The organism is Paenibacillus sp. S02, from assembly GCF_019454065.1.
GTDB lineage: Bacteria > Bacillota > Bacilli > Paenibacillales > Paenibacillaceae > Paenibacillus > Paenibacillus polymyxa_B.
On sequence record NZ_CP073682.1, the window covers coordinates 447,262 to 466,050 of the forward strand.

15 protein-coding genes and 1 riboswitch are annotated in these 18,789 nt (G+C 46.7%); of the genes, 8 read left to right on the plus strand and 7 right to left on the minus strand.

Annotation, left to right across the window (positions count from 1 at the left end):
• Window positions 1–69: 69 nt before the first annotated feature.
• The 7 genes from KAI36_RS02010 to KAI36_RS02040 all read left to right on the plus strand — a co-directional run bounded on the left by KAI36_RS02010 (window position 70) and on the right by KAI36_RS02040 (window position 8,707).
• Window positions 70–1,659 (plus strand): DUF6359 domain-containing protein, encoded by a 1,590-nt coding sequence (locus KAI36_RS02010; RefSeq protein ID WP_220026783.1) that lies wholly within the window; start codon window positions 70–72, stop codon window positions 1,657–1,659.
• 326 nt (window positions 1,660–1,985) lie between these two features.
• Window positions 1,986–3,017 carry an ABC transporter ATP-binding protein gene (locus KAI36_RS02015; protein WP_220026784.1) on the plus strand — a complete coding sequence of 344 codons (1,032 nt, stop codon included), beginning with the start codon at window positions 1,986–1,988 and terminating at the stop codon, window positions 3,015–3,017.
• The gene (locus KAI36_RS02020; RefSeq protein WP_025723847.1) at window positions 2,995–3,921 is read left to right on the plus strand and encodes an ABC transporter ATP-binding protein; all 927 of its coding nucleotides are present in this window, start codon (window positions 2,995–2,997) and stop codon (window positions 3,919–3,921) included. The genes KAI36_RS02015 and KAI36_RS02020 overlap by 23 nt, the downstream gene beginning before the upstream one ends.
• Window positions 3,922–3,934: 13 nt before the next feature.
• Window positions 3,935–4,903, plus strand: a complete 969-nt coding sequence (opp4B, locus tag KAI36_RS02025; RefSeq protein WP_103046713.1) for an oligopeptide ABC transporter permease — start codon at window positions 3,935–3,937, stop codon at window positions 4,901–4,903.
• Window positions 4,904–4,931: 28 nt separating this feature from the next.
• Window positions 4,932–5,840 (plus strand): ABC transporter permease, encoded by a 909-nt coding sequence (locus KAI36_RS02030; RefSeq protein ID WP_023986676.1) that lies wholly within the window; start codon window positions 4,932–4,934, stop codon window positions 5,838–5,840.
• 42 nt (window positions 5,841–5,882) lie between these two features.
• Window positions 5,883–7,703 (plus strand): oligopeptide ABC transporter substrate-binding protein, encoded by a 1,821-nt coding sequence (gene opp4A / locus KAI36_RS02035; RefSeq protein WP_220026785.1) that lies wholly within the window; start codon window positions 5,883–5,885, stop codon window positions 7,701–7,703.
• A 65-nt stretch (window positions 7,704–7,768) separates the two neighbouring features.
• Complete coding sequence (locus KAI36_RS02040; protein ID WP_258382233.1) at window positions 7,769–8,707, plus strand: LysR family transcriptional regulator; 939 nt, start codon at window positions 7,769–7,771, stop codon at window positions 8,705–8,707.
• A gap of 27 nt (window positions 8,708–8,734) precedes the next feature.
• Here the strand turns inward: KAI36_RS02040 and KAI36_RS02045 are convergent, their stop codons facing one another.
• The 4 genes from KAI36_RS02045 to KAI36_RS02060 form a co-directional block, all read right to left on the minus strand.
• Window positions 8,735–9,385, minus strand: coding sequence for an amino acid ABC transporter permease (locus KAI36_RS02045; protein ID WP_025723851.1), 651 nt, complete (start codon window positions 9,383–9,385; stop codon window positions 8,735–8,737).
• Between the two features lie 14 nt (window positions 9,386–9,399).
• Window positions 9,400–10,059 carry an amino acid ABC transporter permease gene (locus tag KAI36_RS02050; protein ID WP_023986681.1) on the minus strand — a complete coding sequence of 220 codons (660 nt, stop codon included), beginning with the start codon at window positions 10,057–10,059 and terminating at the stop codon, window positions 9,400–9,402.
• A gap of 71 nt (window positions 10,060–10,130) precedes the next feature.
• Complete coding sequence (locus tag KAI36_RS02055) at window positions 10,131–10,961, minus strand: transporter substrate-binding domain-containing protein (RefSeq protein ID WP_220026786.1); 831 nt, start codon at window positions 10,959–10,961, stop codon at window positions 10,131–10,133.
• A gap of 42 nt (window positions 10,962–11,003) precedes the next feature.
• Window positions 11,004–11,741: an amino acid ABC transporter ATP-binding protein gene (locus tag KAI36_RS02060; protein WP_029514673.1), complete on the minus strand. Its 738-nt coding sequence runs from the start codon at window positions 11,739–11,741 to the stop codon at window positions 11,004–11,006.
• A 327-nt stretch (window positions 11,742–12,068) separates the two neighbouring features.
• Between KAI36_RS02060 and KAI36_RS02065 the strand changes: the two genes are divergently transcribed.
• Window positions 12,069–12,536, plus strand: coding sequence for a cupin domain-containing protein (locus KAI36_RS02065; RefSeq protein ID WP_013308442.1), 468 nt, complete (start codon window positions 12,069–12,071; stop codon window positions 12,534–12,536).
• Between the two features lie 90 nt (window positions 12,537–12,626).
• On the opposite strand, the gene KAI36_RS02070 is transcribed toward KAI36_RS02065, so the two are convergent.
• The 3 genes from KAI36_RS02070 to KAI36_RS02080 all read right to left on the minus strand — a co-directional run bounded on the left by KAI36_RS02070 (window position 12,627) and on the right by KAI36_RS02080 (window position 18,207).
• Complete coding sequence (locus tag KAI36_RS02070; protein ID WP_220026787.1) at window positions 12,627–13,292, minus strand: class D sortase; 666 nt, start codon at window positions 13,290–13,292, stop codon at window positions 12,627–12,629.
• A 110-nt stretch (window positions 13,293–13,402) separates the two neighbouring features.
• Window positions 13,403–16,969 carry an LPXTG cell wall anchor domain-containing protein gene (locus KAI36_RS02075; RefSeq protein WP_220026788.1) on the minus strand — a complete coding sequence of 1,189 codons (3,567 nt, stop codon included), beginning with the start codon at window positions 16,967–16,969 and terminating at the stop codon, window positions 13,403–13,405.
• Between the two features lie 225 nt (window positions 16,970–17,194).
• Window positions 17,195–17,275: riboswitch (cyclic di-GMP riboswitch) on the minus strand.
• A gap of 50 nt (window positions 17,276–17,325) precedes the next feature.
• Entirely contained in the window at window positions 17,326–18,207 is an 882-nt protein-coding gene (locus KAI36_RS02080; protein ID WP_220026789.1) for an AraC family transcriptional regulator, read from the minus strand.
• Between the last annotated feature and the right edge of the window lie 582 nt (window positions 18,208–18,789).

Genomic DNA, 18,789 nt, shown 5'->3' on the forward strand with positions numbered 1-18,789 from the left:
TAGAAGATTGGCGGCTAATCTGATAAAGGACAAGTATATTTATGGAAATCATAGGAGGGATATTGACGTATGGTAAAAGGCTTGCGATTCACAGCTTCACGCTTAAAAGGGATGTTGCATCTAGCAGCGATCGTATCACTGCTGATTGGGATCCTCGTTCCATTCGGTCAGGTCAAGGCGGACGGAGCCTTGACAGTAGCTGAAGCACTTCAGCGCCAAAGCAGTGGAGGTACGGTGACGGTGGAAGGTTACATCGTCGGACATGCTACCGGATCGAAAACGGCTAACTTTTCTTCTCCGTTCGCGAATGATTTTAACGTACTGATTGCCGATCAGGCAAATGAACGTAATACGTCTAATCTGTTGGATGTACAGCTGACTTCAGCGTACAGAGGGCAATATGGGCTATCAGGCCATCCTGAGCTGATCGGCAGCAAAATTCGTGTGACGGGTACACTCGGCGCCTACAATAATTTTGGTGGAGTGAAAAGCCCAAGCGCTGTTGAACTTGTGAACGGAAGCGAGCCGGGTGAACCAGGTGAACCTGGCAACCCGGGTCAACCTGGTACTACATTGCCGGATGGAAAAGGCAAAAAGGTGCTGTTCGATAATACGCACGCACAGACCGCTGGTGCAGCAGATTGGGTCATTGAAGGCGCCTTCTCCGACTTTGCCAATGGACTGCGTAATGTAGGCTTTACGGTAGACCAATTGAACCGTCCCATTCCTTTTACTTATGGAGAGCAGGCCATAACATATGACAAGCTGCGCCAATATGATGTGTTCATTATTGGTGAAGCGAATGTTGCCTTTAAGGCATCTGAGCAGGCTGCCCTGCTGCAATACGTGAATAACGGGGGGAGCGTCTTCTTCATCTCCGATCATTATAATGCGGACCGTAACAAAAACCGTTGGGATTCCTCCGAGGTTATGAATGGCTACCGTCGTGGAGCCTATACTAATCCGGCCAAAGGCATGACTGCAGAAGAAGCTGCATCACCGGCGATGCAAGGATTAACAAGCTCCGATTGGCTGGCGACCAACTTTGGCGTTCGTTTCCGTTACAATGCGCTTGGCGATGTGAATGCTACCGACATTGTAGCCGCAGATCAATCTTTCGGCATTACTAAGGGTGTGCGCTCGATTGCAATGCATGCAGGATCTACGCTGGCTATTATTGATCCTACCAAGGCTAAAGGCATTGCTTATATCCCTTCAGGCACGAAAAAATGGGGGAATGCGGTAGACCAGGGAGTTTATAACGGCGGGGGCCGTGCGGAAGGACCTTATGCTGCTATCTCCAAGGTAGGTCAAGGCAAGGCAGCGTTCATCGGTGATTCTTCCCCTGTAGAAGATGCTACACCGAAATATGTGCGTGAGGAAAACGGACAGTCGAAGAAGACATATGATGGTTTCAAGGAAGTGGATGATTCCACCTTCCTGGTACAAACGGTCCAATGGCTTGCATGGAAGCAGGACTACACGAAATTGTCTGATGTGGCAGGCTTGACTCTGGATCAACCCACGAAGCTTCTGCCATTCGAGGAGCCTGCGGCTTCCACAGAACCGCAGCCTGAGCCTTGGTCTGCTCCGGCAGCAGGCTACAAATGGTACGATCCTAGAACGTTCAAGTCTGGCTCCTATGGAGCGGCTTCTTAATTATCGCCAGAAGCTCAATGTGAGCTGGTATTAGTTAGTCGTTTGGTCCCTGCAGAGGGATCAGGCGACTTTTTTTTGTAATGAAAATTAACCTGTGGTTGGTTATTTCATTACATTTTGTGCCAGAAAGGCCGCGCTACTGCTGGATCATTGATTTTTTAAATGATGTTGATAGCATAATCTTAATTGATATATCCATATACTGGTGATAGGATGTATTCAAATTATTCCGACAAAAACGGTATGTAATGTTCATGAGAGGTTTTAAACATCAAACATGGTGAGAATAAGCGGGACAAGACCATGGAGAATGGAGGAAGCGCGCATTGAATACCGAACCCGTGTTGGAAATTAAAGGATTATCCGTATCTTTTCGCATCAAGGATCAATATCACCCCGCAGTCGACCATCTAGATCTGACGGTCAACCCCAATGAAGTGCTGGCTGTAGTCGGAGAATCCGGCTGTGGCAAAAGCGCGCTGGCGCTTTCGATCGCACAACTGCATGACATGGAACGCACACGTGTAGAGGGAGAGGTCCTTTTTAAAGGTACGGACCTTAACCGCCTTTCTTCAGGGCAAATGAATAAAATCCGCGGAGCGGGCATTGGCATGATCTTTCAGGACCCGCTGACAGCACTCAACCCATTGATGAGCATTGGCAAGCAGATTGAGGAAAATCTTGATTATCATACGTCACTATCTACGAAGCAAAAAAGGGAACGTGTGCTGGAGCTGCTGGAAAGCGTAGATATACCGAATCCTGTGCGTGTGTACGATCAGTATCCGCATGAACTGTCAGGAGGGATGCGTCAGCGTGTGATGATCGCGATTGCCATAGCTTGTCGACCTTCTCTTATTATCGCAGATGAACCAACTACTGCGCTCGATGTAACGATCCAATCGCAAATTCTCGACTTGCTCAAACAGCTTCAACAGGAGACCGGAAGTGGAATTATCCTGATTACGCACGATCTTGGTGTTGTGGCAGAAGTAGCTGACCGCGTGGTGGTCATGTATGCCGGAGAAATCGTGGAGAGCGCTGATGTTTTTGAATTATTCAGGCATCCACAGCATCCGTATACGCGTTCTTTGCTTGCTTCCATGCCGGGATCGCATACCAAGGGGGAATCACTGCATGTCATCGGCGGCATTGTTCCCTCATTACAAGATATCCCCCGCAATAGCTGCCGCTTTGCTCCGCGTATTCCCTGGATTCAGCAGAGAGTGCATGAAGACCATCCCCAACTAAATGAAATTTCCCCTGGACATTGGGTCCGTTGTACATGTTACCAGCATTTTCATTTTGAAGACGAGGCAAAGGGGGAAGCTGCTCATGGCACTACTGGAGTTAAATGATTTGAGGGTCCACTATCCGGTGCGCGGTGGTTTCTTCCAGCGTGTCGTCGATCAGGTGAAAGCAGTGGATGGCGTGTCGATCAGCATTGAGGCAGGCCAGACATACGGGCTGGTGGGAGAATCCGGCTGTGGAAAAACGACGACAGGCAGGACGATTATCGGTCTAAATAAGCTGACGAGCGGACGGATTCTTTTTAAGGGAAAGGACCTTGCGGCTCTGAGCCGTAACAACCGTCATCCGCTGCGTAGAGACATTCAGATGATTTTTCAGGACCCCTACTCTTCGCTCAACCCGCGCAAGCGCGTATTGGATGTCATTGCTGAACCGCTGCGAAATTTTGAAAGGCTGAGCAGTGAGGAAGAACGGAGGAAAGTACAGACGTTGCTGGAAAAGGTCGGCTTGAACGCCGATGCAGCCTACAAATATCCGCATGAATTTTCCGGGGGGCAACGGCAGCGGATTGGGATCGCGCGTGCGCTGACATTAAACCCCAAGCTGATCATTGCTGATGAGCCGGTGTCGGCGTTGGACGTTTCCGTGCAGGCACAGGTGCTTAATTTTATGAAGGATGTGCAACGGGAATTTAATTTGACGTATTTGTTCATCAGTCATGACTTGGGCATTATTCGCCATATGTGCGACCAAATCGGTATTATGTACCGGGGCCGTCTAGTGGAGCAGGGGAGCGAGCAAGACATTTATGAGCGTCCACAGCATCTGTATACCCAGCGCCTCATTGCAACCATTCCCAATATTGATCCTACAAAACGGCTGGAAAATGCCCAAAAAAGGCGAATGCTTTTATCCTCCTACAAAACAGAGCTGCCCAAACATCTAGACGTGAGTGGAAAGCCGTTTGCACTAAAATCAGTAAGTCCATCCCATCAAGTCGCGCTACCATAAGGGGGGTACAGAAATGTGGAAATTTACACTGCGTCGGCTGCTGGTTATGATCCCTCAGCTCTTTGCACTGAGCGTACTTATATTTTTCCTGGCTAAGGCTATGCCAGGGGATGCCCTGACAGGACTTATTACCTCTACACCCAATCTGAATCCGGCCGCATTGGAAGAACAGCGACAAAGACTGGGATTGAATGACCCGGTGTGGGTGCAGTATGGGAACTGGCTCGTCCAGCTGGCTCATGGGGATCTGGGCAAATCTTATGTACATAAAATTAGCGTTACCGATCTGATTGGCAGCCGACTGGGGAATACGTTCTTTCTGGGCGTAGTAATTCTGGTTCTGACGTATCTGATCGCCATTCCGCTCGGCGTACTCAGCGGTCGCTATCAGCATAGTCTGCTGGACAAAACCGTAGTGGGCTATACCTATCTCAGCTTTGCGACACCTCTATTTATACTCGCGTTGTTGCTGCTGTACGTATTCGGATTCAGGCTTGGCTGGTTTCCAACCAGCGGCAGTGTGGATGTAGGCGTGGAGCCGGGGACATGGGCATATTACGTGAACAAGTCGTATCATCTCATTTTACCGGCGGTTACAGGCGCGTTGCTCAGTACAACGGCTACGATTCAGTATTTGCGTAATGAGGTCATTGACACACGACTAAAGGATTTTGTGAAAACAGCGCGTTCCAAAGGGGTACCCGAAGGTAAAATTTATTCGCGCCATATTTTCAAAAACTCTCTATTGCCGATTGCTGCCTTTTTGGGCTACGACCTGACGGGAGTAATTGCGGGCAACATTTTCCTTGAATCTATTTTTGGATATCCAGGGTTAGGTCAACTATTTCTCCAGTCCATCACTCAACGGGACTTTTCAGTCGTGAACGCGCTGGTGATGATTTCCGGCTTCTTGGCGCTATTAGGGACCCTTTTATCTGATGTCATCCTAAGCAAGGTCGATCCCCGCATTCGAATTGAATAGCGAACAAGTCTAGAGAAAGGGAGGGATTATGGTGTCTATTCAGGTGGAGGAGGTCTTCACGCCGGAAATCATTCGTAAATCACCATCCAGTTGGTCTGTACTGCGTCGTGAGCTGGTGCGTGACAAAATGGCCTTGGTTTCCATTGGCTTTGTAATTCTGTTCTTGATCTTTATATATGCCTCTGTCCTGTTTGTAAATCAGGATGTAGTCACGACGGTGGATTTGGGCGCAATCCGTGAAGCTCCCGGCTCAGTGCATTGGCTGGGTACAGACCGAGCGGGCAGGGATATTTTCGGTCAGCTGGTCATTGGAGCCCGCAATTCCTTCACCATCGGCTTTACGATTACATTGTTATCCGCCGCTATTGGCTTAACGTTAGGTTTGCTGGCTGGTTTTTATGGGGGACTGGTCGATAACATCATCATGCGGATCATTGATTTTATTCTGGTACTTCCATTTTTGATGTTGGTCATCGTATTTGTCAGCATTGTACCCAAAAGCGGCATAGGGTCCTTTATTTTCATTATGACTGCCTTTTTATGGATTGGAAAAGCGCGTCTGATCCGGGCCAAGGTGTTGTCGGAGCGCGAACTAGATTATGTGCAGGCTTCCAAAACCCTTGGCACACCCAATTGGAAAATCATCTGGTTTGGCGTGCTGCCTAATCTTAGCTCGGTCGTGATCGTCAATCTGACCCTCAGCCTCGCAGGAAATATCGGAATTGAGACCGGGCTTTCTTATCTCGGCTTTGGCTTACCGGAATCTACTCCAAGCTTGGGTACACTGGTGAGTTATGCCAATGACCCGGATGTTTTGCAGAATAGCTGGTGGATGTGGTTGCCTGCCTCACTGCTTATTTTGGTGCTAATGCTGGCGATTAACTTTATTGGCCAGGCGCTCAAACGCGCCACGGATGCCAGACAACGATTGGGTTAACTGAAGTTCAAGGATAAGGACAATGACAAGGAGGGATTTACAATGGTTAAACACTGGAAAAAAGGAATTCTGCCTGTTCTATCTGCAATTTTGGTACTTTCACTGGCCGCATGCAGCGGTTCGCCTTCCGCTTCAAATGGAGGGAAATCGTCTGACGGTACAGGCGGCTCAGGGTCCGACAGCAAACAGGTGAATGCCACAGCGCTGGCGAAGGCGATCAAGAACGATAAGGCCCCGATTAAGGGTGGCATCATCAATTATGCACTTGTGTCTGATACCCCTTTTGAAGGTATTCTGAATCCTGTATTTTATGAAGGCAATCCTGATTTTGAAGTCTTCCAGTTTTTCTACCCTTCTATGTTTTCGATTGACTCCAATCTAAATATTGACGATAAAGGGGCGGCGACGATTTCCTTTTCCCCAGACAATAAGGCGGTGACTGTCAAAATTGACCCCAAACTGAACTGGACGGATGGTAATCCCGTAACGGCGGAGGATTATGCTTTTTCCTATGAAGTGATCGGTCATAAAGACTACGAAGGTCCGCGTTATGATAGCTTTATGACCAACATTGTGGGCATGGAGGATTATCACGCGGGTAAGGCCAAAACCATTTCTGGCATCAAGGTGCTGAATGAGAAAGAGGTTACCATTCGTTTTAAGGAACCTAATCCTTCGGTGAAATCGGGGCTGTGGTCTACACCACTGGAGAAAAAGGTTTTTCAGAATATCCCCGTGAAAGATATGGCTGGATCTGATCCTGTCCGTAAAAATCCGATTGGCTATGGGCCCTTCAAAATTAAATCTATGGTCACAGGTGAATCTGTGGAATTCGTCAAAAATGAAGATTATTTCCACGGTGAGCCCAAGTTGGATGGCCTTCATCTGAAGGTGGTGAACCCGAATGTCATTACCGAGGCGCTGAAAAGTGGAGAAGTTGACTGGGCCAGCTATCCAACCACCCGTTACAATGAGGCCAGCAATCCGAAAAATGTACAGTTTCTCGGTCAGGAGGAATTATCTTATAGCTATGTGGGCTTTAAGATGGGCAAATTCGATCAGGCCAAGAATCTAAATATCATGGACCCGAACGCCAAGCTGGCCAACAAGTCATTGCGTCAGGCCCTTGGCTATGCGCTGAATAATGAGCAGGTTGGCAAGCAGCTCTATCATGGACTTCGAATTCCAGCAACATCCCTGATTCCGCCTGCATTTAAGGGATATCATGATATAAATGCAAAGGGCATTACGTATGACCCGGACAAGGCGAAAAAGCTGCTGGACGAGGCAGGCTATGTGGACACCAATGGAGATGGATACCGTGAGGACCCTAAGGGCAAGGAACTGGTGCTCCATTATGCGGCAATGAGCGGAGATGCGACAGCTGAATCGCTGGCAAAGTTTTATTTGCAAAACTGGAAGGATGTCGGACTTCATGTCGAGCTGGTGGACGGTCGTCTGCTTGAGTTCAATTCTTTCTATGATCGTGTGCAGAAGGATGACCCCGGCATTGATATTTTTGGCGGCGCATGGAGTACAGGTACAGATGTAAACCCTAGTGGACTGTATGGACGCGGAGCCAGCTTTAACTATTCGCGTTTTACGAGTGAAGAGAATGATAAGCTGTTGCGGGAAGGGGTGTCTGTGAAAGCCTTTGACGACAATTATCGTAAAGATATATACAATCAGTGGCAGGCGTATATGAGCGAGGAGGCACCCATCGTACCGACGTTATTCCGTTATTCGCTGGAGGCAGTGAATAATCGGGTAGCCAATTACGATATTACCCGTGGCAAGGAGTATGATGCAGACACGTTTGCGAATATTACGTTGACTGCGGAAAAAGCAGAAGTAGCCCAATAATCTCAAAAAAGCGCAATAACCTGAAGAAGAAGCGCGAACCGGATTGATCCGATTTTGCGCTTCTTTTGACCTTTTCATGCAATCATTCTGGGGATTCTCGAAGGGAGAGAAGGAAGACGGAAATACGTCAGCTTCAATACTTCATTGCCGTTTGCGAGGAACTGCATTTTACGAAAGCTTCGGAAAAGATTGGAATCTCCCAACCCACGCTTAGCTTGCAAATTAAGGCGTTGGAAGAGGAATTGGGCATGACGCTTTTTGACCGTGCAGGCAAGAAAATTAAAATGACAGATGCCGGGAAATTGTTGCTGCAACACAGTGCACATGCGCTCAAAGATTTACAGCAAGCGAAGGCTTCCATTGAGGAGTTGCGCACCGAGCAACGCGGGAGTTTGCGGATTGGTATCGCATTACCAGAGCTGGAGGAGCTATTGCAAGAGATGCTTATCCATTTTCATCAGTCATTTCCTAAAATCAGTTTGCACATCCGTCCATCATTTGATGTAACAGAACAGCTGCTGGATAACCGGGTGGATGTTGGCATCACCCTACATACCGGTACAGATGAAAGGCTTGTCCAGCTTCCTCTTCGCACGGAGAGTTACTGTCTTATTGTTCCGGTAAATCATGCATTTTCTAACCGTTCTTCCATTACGCTGGACGAATTGAGGCATGTACCTTGGGCGATGCAGCCAGAGTGTCATCCCGGCAGGAAGCTGATTGAGAAGTGCTTCCGTGATCGCGGGTATCCCTTTGCAACCGTCTTGGAGACAAATTCCATACCTTCAATCCTGCGCTGGGTGCAGGGGGGACTTGCCGTAACCCTACAGACGGAGTCCCTTGCGGCAGAATTGGATCGCTCACAATTTTGCACTGTACCTATTTTGTGCGGCGTGATCCAGGGTCAACTAGAGTTGATTTATCAGTCTGGCCGTTATCAGGGAGAAGCGTTGAAGCGATTGATTGAAAAGATACAAGCTGTACTAACAGTGCGTTCCAACTAGTGGCAACCCTAATGAGTATCAGGAGCTTTAATGTGTACGAACTTCCAGCCTGCGTGCAATCAGTGACATACTGTAATTGACAGCAAAGTACAGGAAAGCTGCGAACAGCAGGGCTGGAATGACAAAGGATTGATTTTGCCCACCGACAATCTGAATGTTATGCGTCAGCTCTGGCAAACTGATAATGACAGCCAGTGAGGTATCCTTGAATAGGGAGATGAACTGGCTGACAATCGGGGGCACCATGCGACGAAGCGCTTGGGGCAGAATGATATGCCACAAGGTTTGAGAGTAGCTTAGACCGGAGGAACGTGCGGCTTCCACCTGTCCTTTATGGACCGAATTCAGGCCGCTGCGCACAATCTCGGCGATCATGGCTCCCTCGAAGATCGACAGGCCTGTAATGGCTGCCCACTTGAGGGAAATCGAAATTCCAATGGATGGTAAAACCATACCGATGAAGAAAATAATGAGCAATAATGGAAGATTGCGAATGAGATCAATGATAAAGGCTGCAACCTGTGAAATGACAGGTAAGCGGGTATAGCGCAGGATGCCGAATAAGATACCGAGAGCGAAGCTGAACACGATAGAGTAAATAGCAACCTCCAGCGTGAGCAGGAAGCCCTCCAGTATAAAACGCACATTAGGCCACACAAACAATCCACCGAAATCCATACGGGCTTCCCTCCTTAGGATGTTTTGGACAGACGCCGTTCCATGTATAGTACAAGAAAGCTAAGCGGAACCGTCAAGATAAGATACAACAGCGCCGTGATGGCGTAGACTGTGATGGGCAGGAAGGTATCCGAGTTAATGAGGTCCGAGTAATACATTAGGTCCAGTCCGGCTACAATAGCCAGCACGGAAGAGTTTTTGACCAGATTAATGAATTGGTTGCCGATCGCAGGCAGTACAATTTTGATGGCTTGCGGTAAAATAATGCTGATCATCGTCTGGTTGTAACTCAACCCGGAGGACCTTGCCGCTTCAAATTGCCCCTTGGGCACAGATTGAATGCCGGCACGTATGGCTTCAGCAATAAAGGAGGCTGTGTATACAGTCAATCCGAGCGTTCCAGATACGAATCCGTCCAAAGGGATGCCCAAAGTAGGAAGTCCGAGATAAAAAAACAGTACGACGATCAGCAATGGGATATTGCGGATGACCTCTACATAGACGGTACCGATCCAGTTCAGCCATTTAAAAGGTGCAATTCGGAGGATGGCAATAATAGCCCCCAGAATAAAGCTTCCGATCAAGGCAATGACACTAGCTTGAACGGTATGAAGCAAGCCTTCTCTGAAACGGTCGCTATGATCGAAAAGTACGTTGATATCAAAAGTAAGCATCTGCGAATTTACCTCCTTATCCAGACTTAAGAAAGGAAGGAGCTCGCAATCGCGGCTCCTTCACAAGAATACTATTCGGGTTTAACCCCAAGCCATTGCTCGTGGAGCTTATCGTATTCACCGTTGCTTTTCAGTTCCTTGAGCGTATCATTAATAGCTTGTAGCAGTTCGGTTTGCCCCTTCTTCACTGCAATGCCGTAAGGTTCCTCTGTGAAGTTCCCGCCTACAAGAGTATAATTCGGGTCTTGCTGCTGCATGCCGAGCAGAATAGAGTTATCAGTAGTCAAGGCTTCTCCTTTACCTGCTTTGAGTGCGTTGAAAGCATCCTGATAGTTTTCGAATTCCAATATTGTTGCTTCAGGTGCTTTTTCACGTATATTTTTGGCGGAAGTAGAGCCTTTCACGGCGAGCACCTTGGTATTCGGGGTCAGAGACTCCAGCCCTTTGATGGGGCTCCCTTTTTTCACAAGCAGAGATTGCCCGGCGTTAAAATAGACGTCGCTGAAATCAACCTGCTTTTTACGTTCGTCCGAAATGGTCATCGTCGCGATAATGGCGTCGATGTCCCCGTTTTGCAATAAGGTGATTCGTGTTTTGGACGTGACTTCTTTTAGTTCAAGCTTGGTTTCATCGCCAAAAATATGTTTGGCTACAGCCTTGGCGATGTCGATATCAAAGCCTTCTACTTTTCCACTAGCCGGGTCTTTCAGTCCGAACAGCTTGGTATCGTATTTCACACCAACGACCAGTTTGCCACGCTGTTTGATCGCTTCCAGCCCGTTGGCTGCTGCCGGCTCATTCCCCGACGTTGCCGCTCCTTCTTTGCCTCCACAGCCTGCCAAGACGAGCAGACAAGATAAAGCTACCAGCACCAAAGTGCTCCATTGAAATCTTTTTCTCATCAGAACATTCCCCTTTCGATTTACGCTACATTGGTAGTCTGTTTAATGATGAATCAGACGGCTCAGGAACAGGCGAGCCCGTTCTTCACCCGGATTCTGAAAAAATTCGGCAGGTTGGCTGTCTTCCAAAATCTGTCCTTTGTCCATAAAAATCACGCGGTCCGCCACTTCACGTGCAAAGCCCATTTCATGAGTGACAATGACCATTGTGATGCCCTGATGGGCGAGCGATCGCATAACATCCAGTACCTCTCCGATCGTTTCGGGATCAAGAGCTGAAGTAGGCTCGTCAAACAACATAATTTTTGGATTCATCGCGAGCCCGCGGGCGATCGCGACCCGCTGCTGCTGTCCACCGGACAATTGGGCGGGGTAGCTCTGTGCCTTTTCTTCGATTCCGACGCGCTTTAGATAGGTGATGGCTGTTTGAGTAGCTTCTTCTTTCGAGATGCCCAGTACCTTCATAGGTGCCAGTACAATGTTTTCAATCACCTTTTTGTGGGGATACAGATTGAAATGTTGGAACACCATCCCGATATTGCGGCGGAAGGCATTAATATCAATCTTTTTGTCGTGTACAGGGATCTCGTTAACGATCAGCTCCCCATCCGATATCGTTTCCAGACGATTGATGCAGCGAAGCAGGGTGCTTTTACCCGAGCCGGAGGGACCGATGATTACGACGACCTCGCCCTCCTTAATCTGAAGATTAATGTCTTTGAGTACATGGAAGTGACCGTAATGCTTGTTGACATTGCGAAACTGGATCAGAGAGCTCACCCCTTTTTAGGCTTGGATACATAGCTTAGTAGACGGATTGACATGATCAAGCTCTATTAGAATTTAAAAATTTCTCTCATGATACTATAAGCTTACAATAAAAAACAAGATTTTATGTCACTAAACTTTACGTGTAATGTATTTTGGTGTGTTTTTTGCTAGTAAACTGTTATTTATATGTTGAAAACGAATAAATATCCGTAATTTTATGTTATTAAATTTGACATAAACTATTGATCCTCGACATGCCAAGGGAGAAACGTGACAAAAGCAACGCTATGTTTTACAGTAGGGAAGAAGGAATTTAGGGTAAAGGAAGGTTAGACAATGACGAAAGCTATTTCACCGCTAGTAACGGCATTGGGCATGGAGCCCCATCCAGAAGGCGGCTGGTACAAAGAGATGTGGAAGGCCCATTTCCAAATTCCGAAGCCTGTACTGCCGGATGTGTATTCCGGCCCGCGTTTTGCAGCTTCGTCTACGTATTTCTTGCTGCATCCGGGCGAGTTCTCCGAGTGGCATGTGGTCCATTCTGATGAGCTGTGGTTATATCATAGCGGAAGCCCTGTAGAGTTGAAATTGGGTGGAAGCGGAGAAGAGCCTGGTGAAGAAACTGTGATTATCGTCGGTGCGGATGTGGAGGCAGGACAGCATCCACAAGCACTCGTCCCAGGAGCAGTATGGCAAACGGCACGTCCGCTTGGGGATGAGCCTGTGCTGGTAACCTGTGTGGTTGCACCAGGATTCCACTTTGATGATTTCAAGCTGATTGCCAAGAATCCAACTGAATCATGATGTGAGCATTGGCGGGTGTATTTCTGTAATGAACAGGAATGGCCCGCCTGATTTATGTTTACTCATAGAAATAGGTGCTTTAAAATAGCTTTAGGTGTTTAGTTTGGCCTGAACAATGAGACGATGGGTGGGGTTTATGAGAGGGTCACATGTAATCAGTGTAAGCAGCTTTTGTTTTTTGAAGCTTTTCAGAACAGACACGTCCGTAGGATCAACCACCTTCAGGCTATAAACGCTATATACATATTGGTTACCCCGAGTGTTAACAACAATCTTATCCCCGACCTTCAATTCATTTAGACGATTAAATAAGCGTCCAGAGGTACGGGCTCGATGAGCAGCAATGGCGGCATTCCCCGCTTGTCCCAGCGTCCCCGTTTCCGGCATATGTACAGCCGCGTGTCTCATATTTATCCTCGTTGCGCCTTCCAATACAGGGAGCTTTAAAGCAATACGACTTATACTAATAGTGGCTATGGGAGTTTGTTCATTAGCGCTTACCATGGGAGCAGGGGATGGGGAAGTATTTTGTCGTGCTTCACTAACCGGAACTTCTGTAAGACGAGTGGACAAGCGAGCATAGCTGTCCGTAAGACTGGGAGTCGATAGCGCATCGCCTTTTCCTGATGGTAGCTCGGCTGCTTTTAATAGCTTGCTTTGTTCCCGATCCTCATTCCATTCCATCGCCTTAGGAAGCAAAATAAAAAGTAATCCTAACACAATAAATACGTAGGAAAGTTTACGCAGACTCAGCAATCTCGCCTCCCCTAAGCAATGTACGGATTATACATATTTTTTGAAAAATGCCCCATTCCCGACTCATTCCAATCGGGAATGAGTCGGGAGATCAGGGCAGGTGATCGGTTTTATTTTTTGTTTGTTCGTCTGAATTTCAAAAATACGCCCCACATAACCAACGCTATGCCTGTCAAATAGAACGGAACGGGGCTGCTTTCACCTGTTTGGGGCAATTGATGTACCGCAGGTGTATCCTCCGGCTCTTCAGGTTCTTTTCCCGGAACCTTGAGACGGATCTTAGGTTCGGGATCGTCTTTCGAATCCACCGGAGGAGGATCTTGATGAGGTATAACGGCTGGCGGCTCCGGCTCCGGCGGTATAGGCGCAGGTTCCTCCTGTGGAGGGACTATGTCCTCCGGAGACTTTGGCAATGACGGAGGAACGGTTATAGACGGCGTATCGGGTATTTCCGGATCTTTGTCATGTTTTTTACCTGAGCCTCCGGACGGGGGTGAAGGGTCTGGATGAGTAGGCGTTCCTGGTCCTGAGGGATTCGTGGGGTCTGTTGGAGTTCCCGGGTCTACAGGTGGTTCAGGGTCGTTTTTCTTTTCTTTACGATTGGTGATCACAACCCTCTTTACGCCAGAGCTTTGTCGCAGTGTTGCGTCTATTTTGATCTCGAGCTTGCCCTCGGTGACTTTATAGCCCTCCGGTGCTGCCAATTCTTCCAAGATGTAATCGTCATGAAGCAAGGAGGAAAAGATGATTTTGCCTTCCGCATTGGTGGTCTGAATGAGCGGGGCTCTTTTTTGACCTTTATCATAGAGCGCAAACTGTGCGCCAGGCAGTACCTTGTCAGGCCTATCCTGATCTACCTTGGTCAGCTCAAGACTTTCGGTCACACCTCCGCCAGAACCGGAGCCGGAAGACGTTCGCACGATGATTTCCTGGCTGGTTTCCCGCAGTTCTGTCGTCAAACGATCCCCCTCAAAGGCAACCTTGTTACTCACCTTGGCTTTGTCCTCAGCATGAATGAACGATTGGTATTCAAGTATAAAAGCAGTGGAAATATCCTTGGCAAAAGTAAGTTCAAAAGTTTGATGACCTTGAGCGTCTGTCTTGATATACAGTTTGTAATCTTGGTTTCTAATCAACTCGGTGCCCTTGGTTGTATTTCCGTTGGCAGCGATGATTGTAGAGTACAAATGAAAGGAATCCTCAATTAGGATTTGATTGTTGCTAGGCTGATCTATAATTTTAGTGTTGGATACATGGGACTGTCCTTCATTGATGCGGATGCTCCAGTCGATCTTATTTCCGTTTTGTGTACCGACTTTAGATACATATTCTCCGCCATGAGGTACCGCGACTTGCGCTGCCCATTCGGAGACTGTTTTTTGTCCATCCAGTAGAAGGGCTTGATTGTGAATTTCCTTTTCAATCAGTTCTCCTTCCAATGAAGTTTGAAAGGTAATCCAGTAGGGAGTCTGTATCTTATTTTTGAACTGGATACGCAATTCATTACCATTTTGCTCGGAGGGAGGAATAATGGTGTATTGATCTGCTGGGATTTCAGCCCCCTTTTGTACACCATCCCACCATCCTAGCAAGGTCATATCGTATACTTTTACGGAGGCGGGCAGTAACTTCTGACCTTGCAACAAGGGGTCTCTCACTTCCGCGTGATTCAGAATCTTGCGGTTGTAGTTAGCTTTAATGTCCCAGGTAATGAGCTTGGAGGTCGCATTATAGCTTCCTTGCTTGGCACCGTTTCGTTGTGTCATAAAGTCCGGCCAGATCGGGCACTCCACGTCTTGCGATGATCTTTCTCCGTTTTCAAACTGGTATTCTATAAGGGATTTATTACGAAACTCAGGCTTCGTCGTATCCGTTTTCCAGTCATTATTATAGGTGGTTGAATACTTGATTGTATAAGCCTTCTGAATGGCTTTATGAAAAATGAGCGTAAATCCTTGTTTATAGTCCTGTGATAGCGGAACCAGTTCATAATCCGTGGGCGCACGTAGCTCCGTTGTTCCGTCAACACTTTGAATTTTCAGGGTGTCCGGTAACAAGGCCAAGCCCCCGTTTGGAAACACATCCTGAATGACAATATTTTTCATGGTGTACAAGTCTGTATTGATGGTAATCACCCAAGGTATGATTTTGGTGTTGTAATTGGGTGTGTCATACATTTTAGTCATAACTCCGCTTATGATTTCCGTCGATACGATCTTCTGCGTTCCATCTGAAGTTATGATGTTTATAACTTTTTCATTTTCATAGACACGGCCTCTGGCTTGAGTCTGGTATCGGATGGTATAGGCTGAATCTACGTCGAAGTTGAATTGAAGTTTGAAGCCGTTGCGGTCCGGATAATCAACTGGGACGACAGTATACGCCCACGATGGGAGTTCCTCCAGTGTGTTTCCCTTAAATACTTTCAAAGAACCGGGCAGCAATTCTTGAGTTTTGTTGAAATGATCAATTAAAAGAGCTTTGGCTTCGGGGATTTTTGTCTCGCCGAAGTTATATCTTATGGCCCACGAGAGTGTTTGTGTGGCATGATCATATTTCTCAACCTTTTTGGACAAGAATTCACCACGTTCCACCTGAACAGTAGCGGTAGCAGCAACGTTCTCTATCGCATCTCCTGAAAGCGTCGCTGTGTTGGAAAAACGTGTTTCGTCGCCAATAATACGCGTGGAATATTGAATCTGATAGGCCGTGTTAATGCTATCGTCTTGAAAACGAATCACAAACCCTGTCCCGGCTTGATCTGCTTCAATGGCATATTCACTCGCTTTTACTAGGTCTCGAACAACGGTCGAGCCGTCGATATTGATTTGTAGATGATAGAGCCGGATAGAGTCTCTTCTGAGTTCCAGCCCTGAAGGAATGGGATCGGTAATGAGGGCATGCTTTACGGTGTTTAGCTGTTTGTTCACATCAATGGTCCAGTCGATCTGGTTTGTGCCAGCTATTTTCCCTTGTTTGCTTAGGGTTGGCCCTGACTGGGGTTTTACATTCACGATGACCGTTTGCACCCCGCCTTTGATTGGAATCGCAATGATGATCTCTGTACTGCCTTTCACCGTTTCTTTCGTAAACTCGGTTTTAACTTGTAGTTTGCCGCTGACATTGGAGTGATTCTCTACATATTGGTTAAAGGTCATGATAACCTTGCCCTGACGATCTACTGTGAAGTATCCCACGGTTCCGTCGGTAGTGACTAACGGAGATGAGATATCAGAGTAGATGACAAACTGTTCTGGTAAATGAAAGGTGAAGGTGTCCCCTGACTTATAGGTATTGTCAGGTAGCTCCCATTCATAGCCTAGTTGGATGGCTGATCCGATGTCGAATTGGCTGCCGGGACTATAAACCGCATCAATGACACGCCCTGTTTCGTCGGTCAGGCTCAACTTCGTTAGTATGCTCTGCGGGGCTGCATCATGTTGAGACTTTGAACTGGCTGCTCCTTGAACGAAGGGGACCGTGTTTGAAGGAATCTCCCTAGGGGGTTCAAGGTTTGGGACAACGTATACAGCATCCGTAACGGTATGTGTAGGATCGGATACAGCACTCTGCGGCAGTTCTGGGGCTGGAGCATCTGCGTAAGCCAGCGTTGCGCTGAAAAAGCTTTGGACAATGAGCAATAAGGCAATGATCATTACATTTATTTTTGTTCTCATGCTCCAAGTGATTCTCCTATTCATCGTAATATGGCAATGCTTCGGCGGTTATGTTTTTTTCCTTCCCTCCTCCTAGTTCGAAATTAGTATATTCAGCATGCTAGGCTGACATGACTATCCCAATAGAAAAAAAGCCCTGATCATAGCGATCAGGGCTTTCTTCGAGAGAGGCATAGCAATTTGTGATGGATCTATGTAAAAAAGACATAATAAAAAGCTCGTTCATCTGGTAGCTGGCTGCCATCCGGATAGGAAGGCCCTATAGTTTTGCGTCACTGCCTTTCGACAGTTTTGCCATTAACTTGAATAGCTTGTGCGTCTATCATCTATCAAACTGATTTCATGTAACCTCTCATTTACAACTTGGAACGGTTCCCCCATTTTTTGCGGAAGGAATGAGGTGTTTCTCCTACATGCTCCTTGAATAGGTTAATAAAATGGCTCGTATTGGGAATCCCTACGTACCTTGCGATATCCACAATGGACATGTCACTGGTTTTAAGCCAGCTTTGAGCGGCTGTGATACGGACATTGATGAGATAATCAATCGGAGAGAAACCGATCTGCTTTTTGAAATTTTTAGCCAGATTAAACTTGTTTAATTCAAACATTTCTGCCAGCGAGTCCAGTGTTATTCGCTCACAGTAGGACTGATCCAAATATTGCTGTACCCGGCGTACTTCGCTGAGGGTTTCAGCATTCACATGCGGATGATCATAGGGATGCTGCAAAATGCACGTCAGTATTTCACCAATAAGCCTGGACGTTAGTAGCTCAGCGGAAAGACTTCTGTCAGACTGCCCGCAAATCAGAGCATGGAGCTTATCCAATATAATATACGGGTTATGCATGGAAATGACCGGTTTATTATGCTTGGCAAATTGTTCGTAAAAATTTTCGATCAGGTTGCCATACAGGTACAGGCTGATATACTCCCAGGATTCATGACCGGAGGTGCTGTATTGAACATATTCCTCGCAATTAATAAAGAACAAATCTTGAGGTTTTAAGATATATTTCTTGTCCCGGTACAGTAATTCTCCCTTACCAGACAACGTAAAGACAAGCAAAAAAGAGGCAAGTTCTTTCCTTTCCATCGTAAAAGCAGAAGTTTTTTGGAAGTAGCCTAATTCCTGAATATATAAAAGGGATTGCTTGGCAAAAGCGGAGGGAGTGCGTACAATTACGACCGGATCGCCATTCCAGAAGCCCACGTTGTTTTTTTGGTCTGTTGTCATATTCAATTCCTTTACAAAAAAGCAATTTTATCTAGCATATCTTGGTTTGATTTACCAATATATAATGGCTGATTAAACATGATTTCCTATTTATAAAAGTTTATTTTATCACAACAAATATGTCTATATATCAAATTATGTGTGTGAGCTTTATGGGAGTCTCGCTTTTTATGGATATTTAACTTGATAATCCATAAGAAAAAGTCGAATGCTGTTGAAAGAATCTGGGGTTATCATGGATTCAAATCCTTTCTGAGGTCAAATACCAAAATGGGACTGAAAAAAGGTATCTTATGCCCATTCAACTTTCTTGTTCACTTCTCCTTTCGGTTTAAAAAAAATGGGACTTGGTTCCGTTAAAATGGTTCGTAAGGCTTATTATTGAAAATAAGAGTTTGGGCCCAATACTGTGATTTTGTTCACAAACATGAATGTAAAAAAGAGAGATATATGCATAAAAAATTACGCAAAAAGTGCCCTTGCGCGTTTCATCAAAAGTGCTTTCGACTTTGGAAATGACACGGGCAATGATATGATGGGTAATACAGGTATAGTGCTTTACTTACTCGATAGTCAGTTTGG